This window comes from Chloroflexota bacterium, from assembly GCA_026706485.1.
In the GTDB taxonomy this organism is placed as follows: Bacteria; Chloroflexota; UBA11872; order UBA11872; family UBA11872; genus JAJECS01.
The window spans coordinates 219,796-239,482 of sequence record JAPOYR010000002.1 but is presented as its reverse complement, the minus strand read 5'-3'; the positions used below and the strand labels follow the sequence as shown (position 1 = coordinate 239,482).

Genomic DNA, 19,687 nt, shown 5'->3' with positions numbered 1-19,687 from the left:
CCTTACGCAGCTACGTTCCGCGGCGTGACGCTACGCGCCCTGCCGATTTCAGTCAACAGACGGTCGTTTGATTCCCAGCCCGATGCCGTCGCCGACCTGCACGATGGTCGAGTCGAGCCGCGCGTCGGCCAGAAAGGCCTTGTTGAACGCGCGGATGATTGGCGTCGACGCGCGGTGGAAGTCGCTGTCCTCCGGCTCGTGCGCCGCCTGGCCCAGCCACAGCAGATTGTCCAGCGCCACAACGCCGCCGGGCCGCAGCCGCTCCACGACGGCGTCGAGGTATTGCGGATACGAGCCCTTGTCGGCGTCGATGTAGGCGAAATCGAACGGTCCCTCGATCCCGGCGAGCGTCTCCAGCGCCGGGCCGGTGACCAGCGTCACCCGGTCGCCCACGCCGGCGCGGTCCGCATTGACGCGCGCCCGCGCGTGCATTTCCTCGTCGATGTCCAGCGTGACCAGCTCGCCGCCTTCCGCCAGGGCCGAGGCGATGGCGATGGCCGAGTAGCCGATGTTCGTGCCGATCTCGAGCGCGCGCCGTGCGCCCATCGCGCGCACGACCAGCGACAGCAGGCGCGTGCTCGGCCGTTCCGTGATCGGCAGGCCGTCGCGGTCGGCCTCGGCCTCCATGCCCAGCAGCACGGGGCCGATGTCCGGGTGGATGCGCTCCAGGTAGGCGCTGTCGCGAATGTGCCGCTCGCCGGAGTGGCGGTACTCATGCGCCATTGGGCCGCTCCCGGTGGCTCAGTCCCATGGGTCCCGGCCGTCCGTCTTGCCCGGCCAGCGCGTGATCACGACCTTCGGGTCGGTGTAAAACCGCACCAGCTCGGTGGACTGGGCGTGGATGTCGCCGAAGAACGACTGCTTGCGCCCGCCGAAGGGATAGAAGGCCATCGGGGCCGCCACGCCAACGTTGATGCCGACATTGCCGACGTTGACCTGCCGCGTGAACTCCCGCGCCGCGCCGCCGCTGTTGGTGTAGAGCGTGGCCGCGTTGCCGAAGGGGCTGGCTTCCACCATGTCGATGGCGTCCTGCAGCGTGTCGGCGTGCATCAGGCTCACCACCGGCCCAAAGATCTCGTCGCGCACCACGGGCATGTCGGGCGTCACCTCGTGCAGCACCGTCGCGCCCACCCAGTAGCCGCCCGGCAGCTCCTCGACCGTCGCGCCGCGCCCATCCAGCAGCATCTCAGCACCGTCCTCGATCGCTTGATCGATGTAGGCGAACGCGCGGTCGCGCGACTCGGCCGAAATCACCGGGCCCATGCCGGTGTCCGGATCGAGCCCGTCACCCAGACGAATCGACGAGGTTGCCTCAACCAGCCGCTCCGTCAGCTCCTCGCGCACGTCGCCAACCGTCACCACCACCGATCCGGCCAGGCACCGCTGCCCGGCGCAGCCATAGGTCGAGCCCAAGATATTGGGAATTGCGGCGTCCAGGTCGGCGTCCGGCAGCACCACCAGGTGGTTCTTTGCCCCGCCTTGGCACTGTGCCCGCTTGCCGTGCCGCGTGGCGGTTTCGTACACCGCCCGCGCCACCGGCGTCGAGCCGACGAAGGACACCCCCATCACGTCGGGATGAGCGCTCAACGCTTGCGCCTGCTCGCCTTCGCCGTGCACCAGGTTCATCACGCCGGGCGGGAATCCCGCTTCGGCCGTGAGCTCCGTAAGCAACGTCTGGCTCAGCGGCGTCTTCTGCGAGGGCTTGGTCACGAAGGTGTTGCCGCAGGCCACCGCCAGTGGGCCGAACCAGAAGGGCACCATGGCCGGGAAGTTGAAGGGTCCGATCTGGGCGAACACGCCGAGCGGCTCGCGGATCGAGTGCTCGTCGATGGCCGCCGAGATGTCGCTCGAGAACGAACCCTGCTGCAAGGTTGGGATACCCGCCGCCACCTCGACGTTTTCGACGGCCCGCAGGACCTCGCCGCGGGCCTCTTCCAGCGTCTTGCCGTTTTCGATGGTCACGGTGCGGGAAAGCTCCTCGAACCGATCCCGCATGAGCGAATGCAGCCGAAACAGCACCCGTCCGCGATCGACCGCCGGAGTGTCGCGCCAGGCCGGGAAGGCCGCCTTCGCCGTCTCCACGGCCGCGTCGATCTCGGCCTCGGTCGACAGCGGCACGCTGGCGATCACCTCGCCCGTCGCCGGATTGTCGGCGTCGAGGCGATTGGCGCTGGCCGACTCCACCCACTCGCCGTTGATCCAGTTGCTCAGCCGCCTGACCTCAGCGCCCATGCCGACCCAACCTCCGACCACCCGTGACGTTCATACGCGGTGCTGTTCGTGCGATTCCCGACCCGCGTATGGAACGGTACGACATCCGCCGGTCAGCCCACTTCGCGGCGTGACCGCGATACGTACACTGACGCCAGCGCAGGACCGCGCCGAAAACCCATGACGTCCGAAGCCGTGCTCTCCAGCCGGGAGCCCTCCGCCGCCGTCGGGCGTGCCGTGGCGGACCTCGAGACCCCGGCGCTCGTGATCGACCTCGCCGTGCTCGACGCCAATATTGCGCGCATGGTCGCCACCGCGCGCCAGGCGGGTGGGCGGCTGCGTCCGCACGTCAAGACTCACCGCATGGCGGCGGTCGCGTCGCGTCTGCAGCGAGCTGGCGCCGAGGGCATCTGCTGCGCCAAGGTCGGCGAGGCCGAGGCCTTTGCCGACGCCGGTTTCGACGACATCTTCATCGCCAACCAGGTCGTGGGCGCGTCGCGCCTCATTCGCCTCGTGGAGCTTGCCGAGCGCACCCGCCTCGCAGTCGGCGTCGATCACGCCGAGCACGTGCGGGCGCTTGGCACGGCGTTCGCGGCGGCCGACGCGACGATCGACGTTTCCATCGAGATCGACACCGGCCAAGGTCGCACGGGTGTGGCGGATTCCGAATCCGCCGTTGCCCTCGCCAAGCAGACGCTCGGCGCCGACGGCCTGAACCTGCGCGGCATCTACACCCATGAAGGGCATGACTACCAGGCCGCCGAACCGGCCGGCGTCCACGTTGCCGCGGAGGAATCGCAGCACCTGATGACGACTGTCGCCCAGGCGATCCAGGACGCAACCGGCGCACCGTGCGAGGTGAGCATGGGCTCCTCGCCGTCGTTCCTGCTCGAGTCGTTCCACGCGCCCATTGACGAGCTGCGCCCGGGCACGGCCGTCTTCAACGACGCCTCGCACGCGCATCTGCTGGGACACGCCGATTGGTGCGCGGCAACGGTGCTGGCGACGGTGGTGAACCTGCCGGCGCCGGATCGCGTCGTGATTGACGCGGGCGCCAAGGCGCTCACCTCCGACCGGCGCGGACCCGGCGTGCTGGAAAACACCGGCCACGGCATGGTGGTCGGCCATCCCGAAGCCGTGATCACCAGCGTGTCCGACGAGCACGGCGTGATCGCCGCGCCGGACGCGGGCGCGTTCGCCATCGGACAAACGCTGCGCGTCATCCCCAACCACATCTGCCCCTGCGTGAACCTCTACGACCATGCCTTCGCCGCTCGGGACGGTATCGTTGAGGCCGTTTGGCACGTCACCGCGCGCGGCCGCAGCCAGTAGCGGTCCGCGGTCGCCACGGCGGAGGGACGTATGGGTCGCTTGGACGGTCAGGTTGCGCTGGTCACGGGAGCCGGAGGCGCCATCGGCACGGCCGCCGCGCTGGCGCTCACGCGCGCGGGCGCTCGGGTGGCGCTCACCAGCCGCACGTCCGACCGTCTCGCCCGAGCCGCGGAAGTCGTGGCGGACACGAGCGGTGCCGATGTCCCGACCTACGTCGCCGACTTCATGGACCCCGCCCAGGTTGACGCGCTCGCGCGCTGGGCGGCGGAGACGTTGGGCGGCGTGGACGTGCTGGTCAACAACGCCGGCGCCAACTCTCCCCACCGCAGCTCGGCGACGGCCGACGCCGCGCTCGACGCGCTCTTCCGCATCAACGTCACCGCGGGGGCGATCCTCTGCCGCGGGCTGATTCCGGGCATGATCGAGCGCGGCGGCGGCACCATCGTGAGCGTCTCGTCGTTCGCCGTCTACAGCCCCGGACCGCTGGGCGGCGCGGCCTATGCGGCGTCCAAGGCGGCGCTGTTGAACTACATGGGCAGCGTGAACGCCGAGTTCCGCAACCGGGGCATCCGCGCCTGCACCGTCCTGCCCGGCGAGGTCGACACGCCGCTGCTCGGGCAGCGCCCGCGCCCGCCGACGGCCGAGGACCGCGCCACCATGATCGGGGCCGACGACGTCGCCGACGCCATCGTGTTCTGCGCCGCCACGCCGGGCCGCACGCTCATCGAGGAAATCTCGATTCGGCCAACCGTGCTGCGCGACACGTCCGAAGACGTGCGCATCGCACTAGGTCAAGGCTGAGCGCCCGGATCAGTCGCTAGGCGGGCACCGCCTGCCGAACGCCCAGATCGTCAAGAACCGCATTGATCACGAGCCGTTCCTCGTCGTTGACGCCGCGAAACGGTGGCCGGGTCGGTCCGCCGTGCAGCCCAACGAAGTCCAAGGCGGCCTTGATGATGGCCGAGTCCTGCAGTTCCCGCCATCCGGGACCGCCCTCGCTCTGGTGCAGCCACATGTAGGGCCCAATCTTGCCGTGCCAGCGGTCCGCCCCGGCGAAGTCTCCGGCCTCGAGCAGGCGGAAGAACTCCAGCTCGAACTCGGGCCACCAGGTCGCCGGTCCGGAGATGTAGCCGGTGGCGCCGTGCATGTAGGCCAGCGTGGAGGTGTATCCCAGCGAGTTGTCGATGAAGGCGTAGCGGTCGGCGTAGCGATCCAGCGCTTCGACCATCGGCTCGATGATGTTCGGCGCCCCGTACTTGAGCGACACGATGCCCGGAAACTCGGCCAGCCGCCCGATGAGCTCCACGCCCAGGGACGTACCGATTTCCTGCCGCCAGGACTGGTCGTAAATCATGATCCCGGCGTCGATGGACTCGGTGAGGATCCGGTACCACTCGTACATGCCCTCTTGGCTGATCGGGTAGTAGCAGGGCGGGGAGATCATTACGTACTCCGCGCCGGCGTCCACCGCGCCCCGCGAGAGGGCGATCACCTCGTCCAGGTTCAGGCTCGCCGCGCCCGCCACCACGGGGATCCGGCCCGCGGCGGCCTCGACCGACACGGCCACCATGTCGCGGTGCTCCGACGGCGAGAGGCTCAGGTATTCGCCGCTGCCGCAGGGCGAGATGATGAATCCCTTGCCGGTTTCGAGTCCCCCGTCCAGCAGGAACTGGATGTTCGAGGTGAGGGCGTCAAGGTCCAGCCTCAAGTCGTCGTCGAACGGCGCCATCACCAGGGCGGCGGGGCCGCGCAACTCCTGTATGGCGCGTTCGCTGCTAGGGGGCATGGGAGATCCTCCGGTAGAGGGGTGCGTCGGCGGCCGGTCCCGGCCGCGCGTTGGTCGTCGCTCGGGCATAGGATAGCGGCTGGCCGGGACTGCCCGTTCGACGCCCTCGCCCTCGCTCGAATCTCGGCGTAACCCCTTCGTCATTCCGGCGAAAGCCGGAATCCAGGCCCTGCAACGCTTCGCCTCTGTAGGGGCGCCCCTAGTGGGCGCCCGTCCGGGTCTTTCCGGGCAGCCACTAGGGCTGCCCCTACACCGACCAGTTCTTCCGCTGGCACGGGACAGCGAGCGAGCCCGCCGCCGGTCGGGTCCGGCTCCCTCTCCCAGGGAGAGGGATGGGGTGCGGGGAACGGCCGATCCCACGCTGCACGCAGCATGGGCCACCGGACCCTTCCCCGCCGTCCGCGAAATCTCGCGACAATGCGGCAGCCAATCCGTGCAACCCAACATCGAAGGAGGCTGAACATGCGGCTGGAGGGCAAGATCGCCGCCATCACCGGTGGCGGCTCGGGCATTGGCCGCGCCTGCGCGCTGGCCTTTGCGCGCGAGGGAGCCGACGTCGCGATCGGCGATCTCGATCCGGAACGCGCCGCAAGCGTGGCCGACGAGGTGCGCGCGCTGGGCCGACGCGCCCTGGACATGCCGATCGACGTGACCGAGCAAGAGGACCTCGATCGGTTCGTCGACGGCGTTGCGAGCGACCTCGGCGGCCTTACCGTCTGGGTGGGCAGCGCGGGCGTTTCCATCGGGGCCATGTTTCTCGACCACACGCGCGAGGACTGGCGTCGCCTGATGGACCTCAATCTCGATGCCGTCGTCTTCAGCGCCCAGACGGCCGCCCGCCGCATGGTGGAAGGCGGCGCCGGCTCCATCATCAACATCGCCTCGATCTATGGCGGACGCGCCGTGCGCGAGCGCGTCGCCTACTGCACCTCCAAGGCGGCGGTCATCATGGCCACGCAGGTCATGGCGGTGGAGCTGGCGGAGCACGGCGTGCGGGCCAACTCCATCGGCCCCGGCTATACCGACACCCCACTGTTCCGCGGCGCCCGCGAGGAAGGCAACGAGGCCATCGCGCCGCTGCTGTTGCGCGTCCCGGCGGGACGCCTGGGCACGCCGGAGGAGATCGCCGCGGCGGCCGTCTTCCTGGCCTCGGACGAGTCGAGCTTTGTCACCGGCCACTGTCTCTTCGCCGATGGCGGCTGGGTGGTCAACGGCAACTGGTAGGGCGGCTGCGGGCGGGGGTTTTTTGGCATGTTCGGCGTTTAACTTCGAGGGCGAAGTAATGACGCCGAGTCCCCTCACTCTGAGCCCGCTTCTGTCATTTCGAGCGGAGCGAGAAATCCAAGGGGTTGGGAGACTGCACCGAGTCCTTTGATTTCTCCCTGCGGTCGGAATGACATTTGGTGCGGTCGGAATGACGGACTCGTTCGGCATGACGGACTCGTTCGAGTCACGGACTCGACACATTCCAGGGTCGCCCGCGCTACGCTGTCGCTGACCGAGCCTCGGACCCGGAAGGCCCCATTCGGGGAGGTGCGCCCGTGATCGACGTCAAGACCCTCACGCGCCTGACGCCCGAGCAGCGTGAGCACTGGGACTCGCAGGGCTATCTGGTGCTGCCCGGCGTGCTGTCGCCCGATGAAATCGCGCGCCTCAGCGAGGCCGTGGATCGCGTCGACGAGGCCTCGCAGCGCGCCGGCCGTTCGCCCGACGAGTGGCTGAGCACCCTCAACGTGATCGAGGAGGACGACGCCTTCCTCGACCTCATCGACCATCCCAATCACCTGGGCATCGTGCTGGACCTGATGGGCGCCACGATCCAGTTGCTCGCGTCGCAGGTGATGGTGCGACCGCCAACGCCGCATCCGGGCAGCCGCTGGCACTACGACGGCCCCAAGCCCTATCCGTTTCCCAGCGCCGGCGGGCTCACGCCGCTGCTGCACCTCAAGATCGGCTGGTTTCTCACCGACGTGGACGCGCCCGACATGGGCAACTTCCTGCTCATTCCCGGCAGCCACCGCGGCAACTTTCCGCGAGAGGACGCCAACGCGGAAGTCCTCGCCTCGCCGGAGCGATTCAAGGAGGTCGACGAGATCGACGCGGGCGTGCCGGGCGCCAAGCAGCTGCTGCTGCGCGCGGGCGATGCGATGCTGTTTCACAACGCGCTCTGGCACTCCGTCTCGCGCAACACCTCGACCGTGCGGCGCAAGAACCTCTTCTACGTCTACTCCCCGATCTGGATGCGGCTGGGCGATCGCGTGGCCAGCTCGCCGGAGCTGATCGCGCGTGCCGACCCCGTGCGGCGGCAGCTCCTCGGCGTGCTGGATCACGATCCCGCGGGCGTGCATCCCACCGATGCCGACGCGCCGCTGATCCGCCTCTGGGAAGGCAAAGGCTACGACGACGTGTGGGTGGACGAGGTGATGAAATACATCGGCGTGGATGGGACATAGGGCGTGCGTGACGTTCCGTCATTCCGGCGAAAGCCGGAATCCAGGCCCGGCCACGCCGCGAACCTTCAACCCAGACCCGCTCGGTCGGCGGCGGAACCGTTCGCCCTGAGCTTGTCGAAGGGCGTGGTTCGACAGGCTCACCACGAACGGCTCCAGCCAATCCCAGTTTCCGGTGGCCCAGGCTGCGTGCAGCGTGGGACACGTGACACCCATGTGACTTGCGCGACGCGCCTAGCCTCTATCGACGCGTAGCGCGTCGTTCAGCACTGGAGTCCCCATGCCCAGCCACAACCAATCCCTCCTCCGTCGCGACGGCTACGTCATCGTGCGCAACGTCATCCCGGCCGACCGGCTCGACGAGGTGCGCGAAGCCTGCGAGGGCGTGCTGGATCGGCAGCGCGAGATTTGGCGCCAGGAGGCTGGTCCCGACGATCTCCCGGGCGGCGTGTGGGACATGCGCCCTCAGCCGCGCGTGCCCGAGTTCCATGCGCTGGTGGACGCGGAAACAGCGCTCGCGGTCGAGCTATGGCTCAGTGAGCCGGTCATGAGCATCAGCCGCGAGCTGCTCAGCGGAAATGAGGCGGTGCCCATGCACATGATGATGATGTGCAACCCGCGCACCGACCACGGCCCGGCCAAGTGGCACCGTGACATTGGGCCGCTCGAGGTGGCCCCGCTGTGGCTGCTGCAAGAGGAGCTGGCGGAAACCGGTCCGCGTTACTTGCAGTGGAACCTGCCGCTCTACGACGACGACGTGCTCTGGGTGGTGCCGGGAAGCCACCGCCGCTTGAATACCCCGGAGGAGGACCGGCAGCTGGCGGACGATCCGCGGTCGCCGCTGCCGGGTGGCATGCCGGTGAAGCTCGAGGCCGGCGACGGCTTGATCTATCTCCACAGCATGTTGCACTGGGGCAGCAACTACAGCCCGAAGCTGCGGCGCACCGTGCACGGCGGCATGGCGGTGCACGCCATGCCGCGGGACACCGGCTTCACACGCCATCTGTCGCCGTCGGCCGCCGCCGCGTTCCAGACCTGGAACCGCCGCGCGGCGGAGCAGCGGGACCTCACGGCGCAGGCGCTGCAGGGCGTCTTGGCCGGCGACGCGCCAGGATTTGAAACGGCGCTCGAGCGCTTGCACCCTGGCGCCGGTCCGGCTTCCAAGCTGACCCTCACGGCCTGCCTGGCCGAGGCCGCGCGGCACATCCACTGGCTCAAGCAGCCGGGCTTCGACGACCTGCCGGAGGCGATGCAGCGACAGGCCACGCACCTCCACCCGCTGACGTTGGGCTGGGGACCGGCCTTCGCCGAGCGATTCAGCGACGCCGAGGCCGACGAGCTGTGGCGCCGCTTCGACTGGCTGGCGCAGCGCCTCCACGCCGACTCTCGACAGCCCGTGACGCTGGGCCAGTTCGTCGCGAGCTGGACGAACTGAGCTCGACTCCTCGCACGAAGCGATTGCGCTTGTCGGTAGGGGCAGGTTTCAAACCTGCCCCTACACCGACCTGGAGTGGCCCGGTGGCCCGCGCTGCGTGCAGCGTGGGAAACTCAGCGCTCGAGCACCTTTCGTGAAGCGTCCCGTCTGATCCGACGCGTCGCGCGTCGCCCAACATCGGAGTCCCCATGCCCAGCCTGAACAAGTCAATGCTCCGTCGGGACGGCTATCTCTTCGTGCGCAACGTCATCCCCGCCGACAAACTCGACGCCGTGCGCGACGCCTGCGAGGGCCTGTTGGAGCGGCAGCGCGAGGTCTGGCGTCGCGAGGCCGGGCCCGACGATCCGCCCGGCGGCACGTGGGAGAAACATATGCAGCCGCGCGTGCCCGACTTCCACGCGCTGGTGGACGAGGAAACCGCGCCGGCGGTGGAGCTATGGCTCAGCGAGCCGGTCATGGGCACCAGTCGCGAGCTGCTCAGCGGGACCGAGGCAGTGCCCATGCACATGATGATGATGTGCAACCCGCGCGTCGACCACGGCCCCGCCAAGTGGCACCGCGACATTGGCAACAACGGGGTGGCGCCGCTGTGGCTGCTGCAAGAGGAGCTGGCGGAGACCGGCCCGCGCTACTTGCAGTGGAACCTGCCGCTCTACGACGACGACGTGTTCTGGGTGGTGCCCGGCAGCCACCGCCGCCTGAACACTCCCGACGAGGACCGGCGGCTCAAGGACGATCCGCGGTCGCCGTTGCCGGGAGGCATGCCCGTGAAGCTGAAGGCCGGCGACGGCTTGATCTACTACCACAGCATGTTGCACTGGGGCAGCAACTACAGCACGAAGCTCCGGCGCACCGTGCACGGCGGCATTTCGGTGCACGCCATGCCGCGTGACCCGGGCTTTACGCGCCATCTCTCGCCGTCGTCCGCCGCCGCGTTCCAGAGCTGGAATCGCCTCGCCGCGGAGCAGCGGGACCTTACCGCGCAGGCGCTGCAAGGCGTCCTGGACGGCGACGCGGCGGTCTTTCGCGCCGCCCTCGAGAGTTTGCACCCCGGCGCCGGCCCCGCGTCCAAGCTGACCCTCACGGCCTGCGTGGCCGAAGCCGCGCGGCACATCTACCTGCTGAGGCAGCCGGACTTCGACGAGTTGCCGGAGGACTTGCAGCGCGAGTCCAAGTCCGTCCATCCGCTCACGCTGGGATGGGGACCGGACTTCGGCGAATGGTTCAGCGACACCGAGGCCGACGAGCTGTGGCGCCGCTGCGACTGGCTGGCGCAACGCCTCCACGCCGAACCGCGGCAACCGGTGACCGTGGACGATTTCGTCGCTAGCTGGGCGGTCTGACCTCGACGCCACCCGCGAAGCCCGTGCATATGCCGGAACGGGCGGGTTTCAAACCCGCCCCTACGCCCAACGTGGCGCGCGTCTCCGGTAGGGGCAGGTTTCAAACCTGCCCGCCGTAACGATTACAGGGCAGGCTCTACGCCAGGCATGTAGCCCGCCTCCGCGTTGGGCGGGGCCTGGATTCCGGCATTCGCCGGAATGACGAAGGGGTTACACACAGGTTTCGCGGGCGAGTGTTCGGTATTTGTGTGGTGGGGAAACGTGCGCTAGGGTGGGCCGGTGACGCTTGGCGTTTCCGGTGGTGCCCTTCTGTCTAACCACCCGATCCCCGCGTGAACGCCGCCCAGCTTGCCGACCGGCTTTCCGGCGACGCGGCCTTTGCTCGTGGTGTCACCGCGTGGAAGGTGCGGCCCGCACGCGAGGCGCGGTATGGAGACTGGCCCGAGGGCGTCGCGCCGCTGTTGCGGCGGGCGCTGGAGCAGCGCGGCGTGCGCGAGCTCTACACCCACCAGGCCGAGGCCATCGCGCGGGTGCTCGGCGGCGAGGACGTGTGCATCGTCACCGGCACCGCCTCGGGGAAGACGCTCTGCTACAACGTGCCGGTCGTGCAGGCCATCCTGGACGATCCCCAGGCCCGCGCGCTCTACCTCTTCCCCACCAAGGCCCTGGCGCAGGACCAGCTCGACGAGCTGTACTCGCTCGTCCAGGTCACCGAGGCCGACATCAAGACTTACACCTACGACGGCGACACGCCGACCACCGCGCGGCGCAAGCTGCGGCAGGCCGGGCACGTGGTCATCACCAATCCCGACATGCTCCACCAGGGCATCCTGCCGCACCACACCCAGTGGACCCGGCTGTTCGAAAACCTGCGCTTCATCGTGCTCGACGAGCTGCACGTCTATCGCGGCATCTTCGGCAGCCACCTGGCCAACGTGCTGCGGCGGCTGCTGCGCGTGGCCGAGTTTTACGGCTCGCGACCGCAGATCGTGGCCTGCTCCGCCACCATCGCCAATCCCAAGCAGCTGGCCGACCGGCTCACCGAGCGCGACCTGGGCGTGGTCGACGACGACGGTTCGCCGCGCGGCGAGAAGCACCTGATCTTCTACAACCCGCGGGTCGTGAACGCGCAGCTGGGGATTCGCGCCTCGGAGATCGACGCGGCGGCGGAGATTGCCGGGGTACTGCTGGGCAACGACATCCAGACGCTCACCTTTGCCCGCAGCCGCACGGCCGCCGAGCTGCTGCTGAGCAAGCTGCGCGGCGGTCCGCACCTGGGCCGCGGCGAGGTCCGCGGCTATCGCGGCGGTTACCTGCCGGCCGAGCGCCGCGAGATCGAGGCGGGCTTGCGCGACGGCACGGTGCGGGCGGTTGTGGCCACTAACGCCCTGGAGCTGGGCGTGGACATCGGGCAGGCGCAGGCGGCGGTGCTGTGCGGCTATCCGGGCTCGCTGGCGAGCTTCTGGCAGCAGGTGGGCCGCGCGGGACGCCGCCGCGAATCGTCGGTGGCGGTCTATGTGGCCGGGTCGAGCCCGCTGGACCAGTTCGTGGCGCGCAATCCGGACTTCGTGCTGCGTGAGTCGGTCGAGTCGGCGCTCATCAACCCCGACAACGTCTACGTCTACACCAGCCACCTCAAGTGCGCGGCGTTCGAGCTCCCGCTGGTCGAGAACGAGACCTTCGGCGTACCCACCACGGACGGCGGGGTGCGAATGCTCGAGGACGCGGGCGTTTTGCACAAGGCCGGCGGCACCTATCACTGGACCGCCGACGACTACCCCGCGCAGTTCGTGAGCCTGCGCACCGGCACGCTCGACAACATCGTGATCGTGACCGACGAGAGCCGGCCACAGGTGATCGGCCAGGTCGACCGCTTCTCCGCGCCCACGCGGGTGCACGAAGACGCGATCTATCTCCACGACGGGCGGCAGTACCACGTGAACCGCCTCGACTGGGAGCAGGGCAAGGCGTACGTCGAAGAGGTGTCGGTGGAGCACTACACCGTCGCCAGCATGAACGTGAATGTCGCGGTGCTGGACGACTTCGAGCAGCAGGCCGACGCGCCGCTGGGGCGATCGTGGGGCGAGGTGCGCGTGACGGCGCGGCCCACGATCTTCAAGAAGCTGCGCATCAGCGACGACGACAACGTCGGCTGGGGCACCATCGACCTCCCCGAGCAGGAGATGCACACCCAGGCGTGCTGGGCCTGGATGCGGCCCGCGCTGACCGAAACGTTGTCCCGCAGCGAGGTCGAAGCCGGTCTCTGGGGCGCGCGGCATCTGCTGCCCAACGTGGCGGCGGTCCACCTGATGTGCGACCCGCACGACCTGGGCGTGGTCAGCGAGATCAAGTCGCCGTTCACCCAGGCGCCGACGCTGTATCTCTACGACAGGTATCCGGGCGGCGTGGGGCTGAGCGAGCGGTTGTATGCGACGTTCGACCAGGTGATGCAGGCGGCGGCGGAGCTGGCCGCCGGCTGCGACTGCGCCGAAGGGTGCCCGGCCTGCGTGGGTCCGCCGGTGGCATCGGGCATCGGCGCCAAGGCGGCCACATTGCGGGTGCTGCGGGCGCGCGCGGGCTCGCCTGTTGCTGCATTGGCCGTGCCGCATTCGGGTTCGCTGTCCGTGGAAGAGACCGTTGGATAACGATGTGGGGGCGACGCATGCGTCGCCCCTACGCATGGGCCAACAGGTTGAGTCCCCGGTGGATTCCCGCCTCCGCGGGAATGACGGATGTTTGCGTGGCCTCGTAGGGGCGTCCCCTGCGGGCGCCCGTACCGCCGCTGGTCCGGGCAGCCACTAGGGCTGCCTCTACGGTGATTGACGACTGCTCATGACCAGCGGCCGGGCGATGGCGTGGAACCGGCCGTGGGAGCCGGTCGAGCCGGCCCCTGCGGTCGCGACTCGGAGCGCGGCGCCCACCGTGCCGGTCGAGGAGGTGATCGGCGGCGCGCTCGAATCCAACGACGCCGGGTCGTTCGTCGTCGTCAGTGAGACCCAGCCGTTGCCGCGCGGGCTGTCGACGGGCTGGCCGGGTGACTCCGATCGGCGCGCGTTGACCACGCTCAGCGGCGATCCGGAGCTCGCAGACTTCGAGCTGGAACGGGCGCTGTTCGTCGACACGGAGACCACCGGGCTGGCCGGCGGGACGGGCACCTACGCCTTCCTGGTGGGGTGCGGGTGGGTGGAGGACGGCGCGCTGCGGGTCGAGCAGTACTTCATGCGCGATCACGCCGACGAGCCGGCCCTGATGGCGCACCTGACGCGCCTGATCTCGCGATTCGACTGGACGGTGAGCTTCAACGGCAAGAGTTTCGACCTGCCGCTGCTGCGGACGCGCTTCATCATGAACCGCCGACGCACGTCCCTCGACGCGCTGGGCGCGTTGGATCTGCTGCACGTGGCGCGCCGGTTGTGGCGCTATCAGCTCCCGCGCCGCGACTTGGGAACGCTGGAGCGGGAAATCCTGGGCGTCGAACGGGAGCTCGACGTGCCGAGCCACGAGATCCCCGACATCTACTTTCGCTATCTGCGGACCGGCGACGCCCGCGAGTTGGTGCCGGTGGTGGCCCACAACCGGGTGGACATGGTGTCCATGGCGGCGTTGCTGGCGCGCGCCTGCGACGCCTTCAGTGACTGGCGCAGTCCCGCCGCCCATCCCGCCCAGGTGCTGGGCGCGGCGCGGTCCTTTGCGCTTGCCGGTGACTTCGACGCGGCGCTCGCGGCCTACGCGCGGGCGCTGGAGCTTGGCCTGGACGAAGCCTTGCAGCCGCTGGCGCAGGCGCCGCTGAGCCTGGCCCACAAGCGTCGCGGCGCCTGGCCGCGGGCGCTGCACGTGTGGGAGGTCATGCGGCGACGCCAGGGACGTGGCGCGGTCTGGGCGCTGGTCGAGCTGGCCAAGTACCACGAGCATCGGGCCGGCGCGTTCGACACCGCGCGCGAGTGCACGGTGGAGGCCCTGGCGCACGCCGATCGTCTCCTGGACGCCCTGCCCCAACCGCTCGCGCGTCCCGCGCTGGAGCATCGGCTCGCGCGGCTCGAACGCCGATTGGGGGCGTTGATGGAGCGCCGTCCCTCGGGCTGAGCGCACGCGGGATTCTCGGGGCGAATCGATCTCCCGCTACCCCGGCTCGACCCTTGCCCGGGCATGTAGGGGCGTCCCTGGTGGGCGCCCGCGCCGCCGATGCTCCGGGCGGGCACAAGGCCTGCCCTACAGCGAACGGGCGGGTCCGAATCCCGCCCGTTTGCGGGGCAATGCGCCGAAACCCCTTGGGCAGGCACCGCCCCAGTGGACAAAGCCCACCGTGCGCGGTTTGATGATGCGGCGCGGCATCCGTTAGGTAGAGCCATGCGATTCAGGGTTGGCGTCATTGGTGCGTCGGGGTACATCGGCGTGCCGTATCGGCGCGAGATGCGAGAGGTCCCGGAGCAATTCGACATCGTCGCCGTCTGCGCGCGTCGCCGCGATCTGCTGGAGGCCGCCGGGCGCGAGGACGGCGCCGCGCTCGTCACCACCGACTGGCGTGAACTGGTGGCCCATCCCGACGTCGACGTCGTCGTGGTGGTGGTTCCCGACGTCATGCACTACGAGATCGCCCTGGAATGCGCCGCGCAGGGCAAGCACATCGTGTGCGAGAAGCCGGTGGCCATGAACGCGCGCGAAGCCTATGAGGTCTGGTGCGCCTACCGCGATGCCGGGCTGGGGCATATGGTGCCGTTTTGGATCCGCGGCGTGCCGGTATTTCCGCGCGTCAAGCAGCTGCTGGGCGAGGGCTTGATCGGCGAGGTCCGCGCCATCGTCTATCGCTGGCACAACCCGCGGTTGACGTCCATGCCCTTTACCTGGCGCGACGACGCCGAGCAGTCGGCCGCCGGCAGCGTCGCCGACGGCGGCTCGCATGCCTACGACACGATGCGCTGGCTCACCGGGCTCGAAGCTCGTCGGGTGTTCGCGCAGGCGGGAGTGCTGGCGCCGCCCAAGCCCGAGCTTGGCGAAGTGAATCTCGAGGAGGCGCTGGCCTGGAGCGAAGCGCACGACGCCGCGGACGCGGATTCACGGCGGAAGGGCACGGCGTTCGACTACGGCAATCTCACGTTCGAGATGAACAACGGCGCCGTGGGTGTGCTCCTGGTGTCGCACGCGCCGTATCTGCGCACGGCGCTGGCACCGGACGTCGAGCTGCACGGCGAAGAGGCTTCTCTGGCCATCAACCGCTGGACCGGCGATATCCGCATCGCGCGCAAGCCCGGCGAATCGGAGCACCTCGAGACCGTGACGCCGCCCGACGCCATCAACAATTTCAGGGACATGGTCCATCCCGCGCTGCTGGCGACGATGGCCGGCGAGCCCACGGAGATGCCGGAACTGCATGGCGGCTGGCGGGTGCAGATCTTCACCGACGCCGCCGTCGCGTCCGCCGAGCGAGGGGCGTGGGTGGAGACGGCCGAGTTCGACGCGCCGTACGGGGGCTAGGGAACGTCAGCGAGGGCAGAGACCCAATCCGTTCGGCAATCCCTTCGACAAGCTCAGGGCGAACGGATTGGGTGGGGCGGCGGCCGCTGACCCCATCCCAACCTTCCCCCTGTCAGGGGGAAGGGGTTAAGGCAGGAGGCTCCTAAGTCACCTCGACCGGGCGGCCGGTGCGGCCCGAGTCGATGGCGGCCTGCACCGTGGCCGCGATGTCGCGACCGACGCGCGCATTAAGGATCGTGTCGCCGTCGGTGTCGATGGCGTGGGCGAAATTCTCCATCAGGAGCCAGTCGGCGTCACCGCCCACGCGTGCCGCGGGCGAATCGCCGGCGGTCCGCCCCCGGTAGAAAACTCGCACCGCGGGCCGCGGCTCGTCGATGACCATCGCGCCGGCGGTGCCCAGGATGCGGACTTTGATCTCGCCGTCGTTGTCGTGCTTGGCGCGCCCGATGCGGCCGATGCACAGCGTGCCCACGATCCCGCTTTCCATCTCCAGCGTCACCGACGCCAGGTCGTCGATGCCGTGGTCTACGTTGCGCTGGTGGAAGTGGGCTGCCGTGCGCGCGAACACGCGCTTGACGCGCGCGCCCGTGAGCAGGCCGACGTGCGACAGCGGATAGATGCCCTCGATCTGCAACTCGCCCATCGGGGCGTGGCCCACGCCGCCGTCCGATCCGTCCACATGGGCGGCCTTGAGCGCTTCGAGCCAGTCGATCTTGGGTGAGGCGGACGGGCTCTCCCCGCGTCGGGGGCCTGCGTCCTTCGCGAAGTAGAAGTCGACGTGCACGGCGCGGACGTCACCAATTGCGCCGCTCTGCAGTTCCTGCCTGGCATACAGCATTGCCGGCAGCATGTCGCGGTTCCACATGAGGAACTTGACGCCGTTGCGCTCGACGGCCTCGACGATGCGGTCGCACTCGGAGACCAGGGTGGACATGGGCTTGTCCTGGACCACGTGCAGCCCGGCGTCGGCGGCGCGCACGCTGAGGTCCGCGTGGCGCTCGGCCTCGGGGCTGACGCAGGCCACCTGCACGTCGTAGTCCCGAATGGCCGCCTCCACGTCGCGCACGTAGGGGATGTTCAACTGGTCGGCCAGCTTCTGGTTGCGCTCGTGGACCCACTCGGGCTGTGCGGCGTCGTCGGCCACTACGACGAGATCGAACCTCGGGTGCGTGACCATTCCCAGCGGCACGTAGTCGTGCTTGACCACGCTCAGCACCGCCACGCGGAAGACCGAGTTGGCGCTAGACAAGGACATAGCCGTCCTCCGTGCGCGCGGCGGCGCGGCCGGACGCCGCCGATGCCATGGCGGCTTCGGCGACCTTGAGGGCGAGGTGTGCGTCCCCAATGCTCGCCGCGGAGTCCGAGCCGTTGTCAATCGCCTCCACGAACGCCTCGAGCTGCGCGAGAACGGTGGCGTCGCCGGTGCTGGTGAGGCGCGCGGCAGGCGATCCGCCGGCGTAGAGCAGCTGCATGTTGTGCTGGTCGTCGGCGTATACCGCGCCGTCCGCGCCGATCAGCTGCAACGACCAGTAGCCCTCGCCCTCGGGTAGGCCGGTCATCACGTCCAGCACGGCCATGCCGCCGTCGGGAAACCCGAGATGCACCACCGCCGCATCCGGTCGGTCGGGGTCCGGGCCTCGTGCGATGGCGAACACCGTGTCGGGTGGCCCGTCGAAGAGCCAGGCCGCGATGTCGATATCCCGCGTGAGCTCGTGGATGAAGATGCCGCCGCTGCGGTTTGGGTCCAGCCGCCAGTCGCCCCTGGGCGGGGGCTGCCAGCGGTGGCTGCGCACGAGGCCGGGCTGGCCCATCTGGCCCGCGTCCAGGCTCGCGCGCACGGCCGCGACCTCCGGGCGATACCGATCGATCTGCCCGGCCATGAGCACCACGCCGGCCGCCGCGCAGATTTTGGCCGCTTCGCGCGCTTCGGCGGCCGAGCGTCCCAGCGGACCTTTCACCAGCACATGTTTGCCCGCCGTCGCCGCCGTCTCGATGTGACTCACCCGCTCGTCGGTGGGCGACTGGACGATCACGGCGTCGATGGCGTCTGAGTGCGTGTCCAGCACCTCGGCAAGCGTGGCTGCCGCGATGACGTTGTTCGAGGCGGCCTGCGCGCCGTCCGTGACGGCGACGACGCCGGCGCCGGCGCGCGGCGCGATGCGGGCATAGGCCGCGTCGTCCGGTCCGCTGCCGACCAACGCCAGGCGCGTCATCTCCGCCGCTCCATGCTCACAGCGCGTCAGCCGCCATGGTAAACCGGCTGGATTCAGGACGCGACGGCACTCCCGCGGTCCGCGCGTCTCCGGGTTCGCGCCTAGATCACTTCCGGAATGTCGGGGGCCGGGCGGGCTCGCAGGCCTCGCCAAATGCCCACGGCGTAGTGAATGCCCGAGGCCAGCGTCAGCAGCAGGGCCGCGCCGACCAGGAACCACGGCAGGGCGGTGCGCTCCCACATCAGCGCGTTGAAGGCGATGTACTGCCACATCATCTTGGCCTTGCCCAGGCGACCGGCGGCAACGGTGACGCCCTGGGCGCCGGCATAGGCCCGCAGACCCATGACCGCGAACTCCCGTGCGATGAAGCTGGCGCCAAGCCATCCCGGCATCCAGCCCAGCTCGACCATGGTGAAGAGCACGGCGGCGACCAACAGCTTGTCGCCGACGAGATCCAGAAAGATGCCCAGTTGCGAGCCCGTGCCAAAGCGCCGCGCCAGCGTGCCGTCGAAAACGTCGCTCGCCCCAGCCGCGGCAAACACGAATCCGGCCATCTGATTCGAGAACCACCAGTCCCAGAACAGGAGCCAGACGATGACCGGGATCGACGCGACGCGGGCGATCGTGAGCGCGTTGGGCAGATAGGACTGCCACTGCTTGGGCGCGGAGCGGGCGTCCTGCGAAGCAGATGTCACGGGTCAGTTGCTTGTGGGTCGCGGCGCGGCGGTGGGCGCGCCCGGAATGTCGACTCGCCAGGTATGCCGGGCCGGCTCGCCCGGGTCGGCGAGCCGCGGCAGCGGCTGTCCATCGATCGTGATGGTCACTGCGTCCGCCGCGCCGACGTCGAGCACCGTTTCTCGCTCCATGCTCCATTGGCGCGACTCGCCGGGCGCCAGGATTTCGTCCACGAGCGCGCGCCCGTCGACCTCGATGCGCACCTGAGTTTCGCTCACCACGACCAGTTCGAACACCGCGCCGCGGTCGACGGCCGACGGCGTGGCGACATCGCGGCCATTCGTCCCCCCGCCATCGTCGGCCAGTCCTCCAAAGTTGGTGAGCAGCAGAACGGCAAGCACGGCGCCCAGTGCCACGACGAGCAGCAGGGACGCCAGCAGCCGCTGACGCCCGCGCCGGATGCCGGGAATCGGTCCGGCGCCGACGACCGCGGGGACTTCGCCAGCCTGGGCGTGGTAGAGGTCGAGCAGCGGCTGGACCGGCAGTTGCAGCGCTTCGGCGTAGATGCGGATGAACCCGGCGTTGAAGGGCGGCCCGGGGAGCGCCGCCAGGTTGTCCGACTCCAGGGCCGCCAGGTGCTCGCGCGGGATGTGCGTGACGACGGCAGCTTCCTCGATCGTGAGCGCGGCGGCTTCCCGTGCCGTCCGAAGCTGTTCGCCAAGCGAAGCCATGCGGGAATTATTACCCGCCGCCGAACCGTGGGACGGCCA

General features: G+C 69.3%; 17 protein-coding genes. 9 read left to right on the top strand and 8 right to left on the bottom strand.

The features are described 5' to 3' along the window. Positions 1–48: 48 nt before the first annotated feature. Positions 49–723: an O-methyltransferase gene (locus OXG79_01400; protein ID MCY3782423.1), complete on the bottom strand. Its 675-nt coding sequence runs from the start codon at positions 721–723 to the stop codon at positions 49–51. Between the two features lie 18 nt (positions 724–741). Next, positions 742–2,232, bottom strand: a complete 1,491-nt coding sequence (locus OXG79_01395; GenBank protein MCY3782422.1) for a CoA-acylating methylmalonate-semialdehyde dehydrogenase — start codon at positions 2,230–2,232, stop codon at positions 742–744. Positions 2,233–2,391: 159 nt separating this feature from the next. Between OXG79_01395 and OXG79_01390 the strand changes: the two genes are divergently transcribed. After that, positions 2,392–3,543 carry an alanine racemase gene (locus OXG79_01390; GenBank protein MCY3782421.1) on the top strand — a complete coding sequence of 384 codons (1,152 nt, stop codon included), beginning with the start codon at positions 2,392–2,394 and terminating at the stop codon, positions 3,541–3,543. Between the two features lie 30 nt (positions 3,544–3,573). Beyond that, entirely contained in the window at positions 3,574–4,344 is a 771-nt protein-coding gene (locus OXG79_01385; GenBank protein ID MCY3782420.1) for an SDR family NAD(P)-dependent oxidoreductase, read from the top strand. A 16-nt stretch (positions 4,345–4,360) separates the two neighbouring features. On the opposite strand, the gene OXG79_01380 is transcribed toward OXG79_01385, so the two are convergent. Continuing rightward, positions 4,361–5,329 (bottom strand): dihydrodipicolinate synthase family protein, encoded by a 969-nt coding sequence (locus OXG79_01380; GenBank protein MCY3782419.1) that lies wholly within the window; start codon positions 5,327–5,329, stop codon positions 4,361–4,363. Between the two features lie 462 nt (positions 5,330–5,791). Between OXG79_01380 and OXG79_01375 the strand changes: the two genes are divergently transcribed. The 5 genes from OXG79_01375 to OXG79_01355 all read left to right on the top strand — a co-directional run bounded on the left by OXG79_01375 (position 5,792) and on the right by OXG79_01355 (position 13,202). Then, complete coding sequence (locus OXG79_01375) at positions 5,792–6,553, top strand: SDR family oxidoreductase (GenBank protein ID MCY3782418.1); 762 nt, start codon at positions 5,792–5,794, stop codon at positions 6,551–6,553. A 317-nt stretch (positions 6,554–6,870) separates the two neighbouring features. Beyond that, entirely contained in the window at positions 6,871–7,782 is a 912-nt protein-coding gene (locus tag OXG79_01370; protein MCY3782417.1) for a phytanoyl-CoA dioxygenase family protein, read from the top strand. Between the two features lie 277 nt (positions 7,783–8,059). After that, entirely contained in the window at positions 8,060–9,214 is a 1,155-nt protein-coding gene (locus tag OXG79_01365; GenBank protein MCY3782416.1) for a phytanoyl-CoA dioxygenase family protein, read from the top strand. A gap of 188 nt (positions 9,215–9,402) precedes the next feature. Next, positions 9,403–10,557, top strand: a complete 1,155-nt coding sequence (locus OXG79_01360) for a phytanoyl-CoA dioxygenase family protein (GenBank protein MCY3782415.1) — start codon at positions 9,403–9,405, stop codon at positions 10,555–10,557. A 332-nt stretch (positions 10,558–10,889) separates the two neighbouring features. After that, positions 10,890–13,202: a DEAD/DEAH box helicase gene (locus tag OXG79_01355; protein MCY3782414.1), complete on the top strand. Its 2,313-nt coding sequence runs from the start codon at positions 10,890–10,892 to the stop codon at positions 13,200–13,202. 28 nt (positions 13,203–13,230) lie between these two features. Here OXG79_01355 and OXG79_01350 read toward each other — a convergent pair whose 3' ends face one another. Then, positions 13,231–13,356, bottom strand: coding sequence for a hypothetical protein (locus OXG79_01350; GenBank protein ID MCY3782413.1), 126 nt, complete (start codon positions 13,354–13,356; stop codon positions 13,231–13,233). 33 nt (positions 13,357–13,389) lie between these two features. On the opposite strand from OXG79_01350, the gene OXG79_01345 reads away from it, so the two are divergent. Further along, positions 13,390–14,640 carry a ribonuclease H-like domain-containing protein gene (locus OXG79_01345; GenBank protein MCY3782412.1) on the top strand — a complete coding sequence of 417 codons (1,251 nt, stop codon included), beginning with the start codon at positions 13,390–13,392 and terminating at the stop codon, positions 14,638–14,640. A 264-nt stretch (positions 14,641–14,904) separates the two neighbouring features. Beyond that, a complete protein-coding gene (locus OXG79_01340) occupies positions 14,905–16,029 on the top strand; it encodes a Gfo/Idh/MocA family oxidoreductase (protein ID MCY3782411.1) in 1,125 nt (374 codons plus the stop codon). Between the two features lie 142 nt (positions 16,030–16,171). On the opposite strand, the gene OXG79_01335 is transcribed toward OXG79_01340, so the two are convergent. The 4 genes from OXG79_01335 to OXG79_01320 form a co-directional block, all read right to left on the bottom strand. Continuing rightward, positions 16,172–17,284, bottom strand: coding sequence for a Gfo/Idh/MocA family oxidoreductase (locus OXG79_01335; GenBank protein MCY3782410.1), 1,113 nt, complete (start codon positions 17,282–17,284; stop codon positions 16,172–16,174). Then, positions 17,271–18,242: a Gfo/Idh/MocA family oxidoreductase gene (locus OXG79_01330; GenBank protein MCY3782409.1), complete on the bottom strand. Its 972-nt coding sequence runs from the start codon at positions 18,240–18,242 to the stop codon at positions 17,271–17,273. Before OXG79_01330 ends, OXG79_01335 begins: the two co-directional genes overlap by 14 nt. 101 nt (positions 18,243–18,343) lie before the next feature. After that, complete coding sequence (gene pgsA / locus OXG79_01325; protein MCY3782408.1) at positions 18,344–18,937, bottom strand: CDP-diacylglycerol--glycerol-3-phosphate 3-phosphatidyltransferase; 594 nt, start codon at positions 18,935–18,937, stop codon at positions 18,344–18,346. Between the two features lie 3 nt (positions 18,938–18,940). Continuing rightward, positions 18,941–19,648 (bottom strand): DUF4115 domain-containing protein, encoded by a 708-nt coding sequence (locus OXG79_01320; GenBank protein MCY3782407.1) that lies wholly within the window; start codon positions 19,646–19,648, stop codon positions 18,941–18,943. Between the last annotated feature and the right edge of the window lie 39 nt (positions 19,649–19,687).

Excerpts from the sequence above, each read along its gene's own strand:
- OXG79_01400 (MCY3782423.1), bottom strand. The coding sequence starts at position 723 with ATGGCGCATGAGTACCGCCACTCCGGCGAGCGGCACATTCGCGACAGC.
- OXG79_01395 (MCY3782422.1), bottom strand. The coding sequence starts at position 2,232 with ATGGGCGCTGAGGTCAGGCGGCTGAGCAACTGGATCAACGGCGAGTGG.
- OXG79_01390 (MCY3782421.1), top strand. The coding sequence starts at position 2,392 with ATGACGTCCGAAGCCGTGCTCTCCAGCCGGGAGCCCTCCGCCGCCGTC.
- OXG79_01385 (MCY3782420.1), top strand. The coding sequence starts at position 3,574 with ATGGGTCGCTTGGACGGTCAGGTTGCGCTGGTCACGGGAGCCGGAGGC.
- OXG79_01380 (MCY3782419.1), bottom strand. The coding sequence starts at position 5,329 with ATGCCCCCTAGCAGCGAACGCGCCATACAGGAGTTGCGCGGCCCCGCC.
- OXG79_01375 (MCY3782418.1), top strand. The coding sequence starts at position 5,792 with ATGCGGCTGGAGGGCAAGATCGCCGCCATCACCGGTGGCGGCTCGGGC.
- OXG79_01365 (MCY3782416.1), top strand. The coding sequence starts at position 8,060 with ATGCCCAGCCACAACCAATCCCTCCTCCGTCGCGACGGCTACGTCATC.
- OXG79_01360 (MCY3782415.1), top strand. The coding sequence starts at position 9,403 with ATGCCCAGCCTGAACAAGTCAATGCTCCGTCGGGACGGCTATCTCTTC.
- OXG79_01345 (MCY3782412.1), top strand. The coding sequence starts at position 13,390 with ATGACCAGCGGCCGGGCGATGGCGTGGAACCGGCCGTGGGAGCCGGTC.
- OXG79_01340 (MCY3782411.1), top strand. The coding sequence starts at position 14,905 with ATGCGATTCAGGGTTGGCGTCATTGGTGCGTCGGGGTACATCGGCGTG.
- OXG79_01335 (MCY3782410.1), bottom strand. The coding sequence starts at position 17,284 with ATGTCCTTGTCTAGCGCCAACTCGGTCTTCCGCGTGGCGGTGCTGAGC.
- OXG79_01330 (MCY3782409.1), bottom strand. The coding sequence starts at position 18,242 with ATGACGCGCCTGGCGTTGGTCGGCAGCGGACCGGACGACGCGGCCTAT.
- OXG79_01320 (MCY3782407.1), bottom strand. The coding sequence starts at position 19,648 with ATGGCTTCGCTTGGCGAACAGCTTCGGACGGCACGGGAAGCCGCCGCG.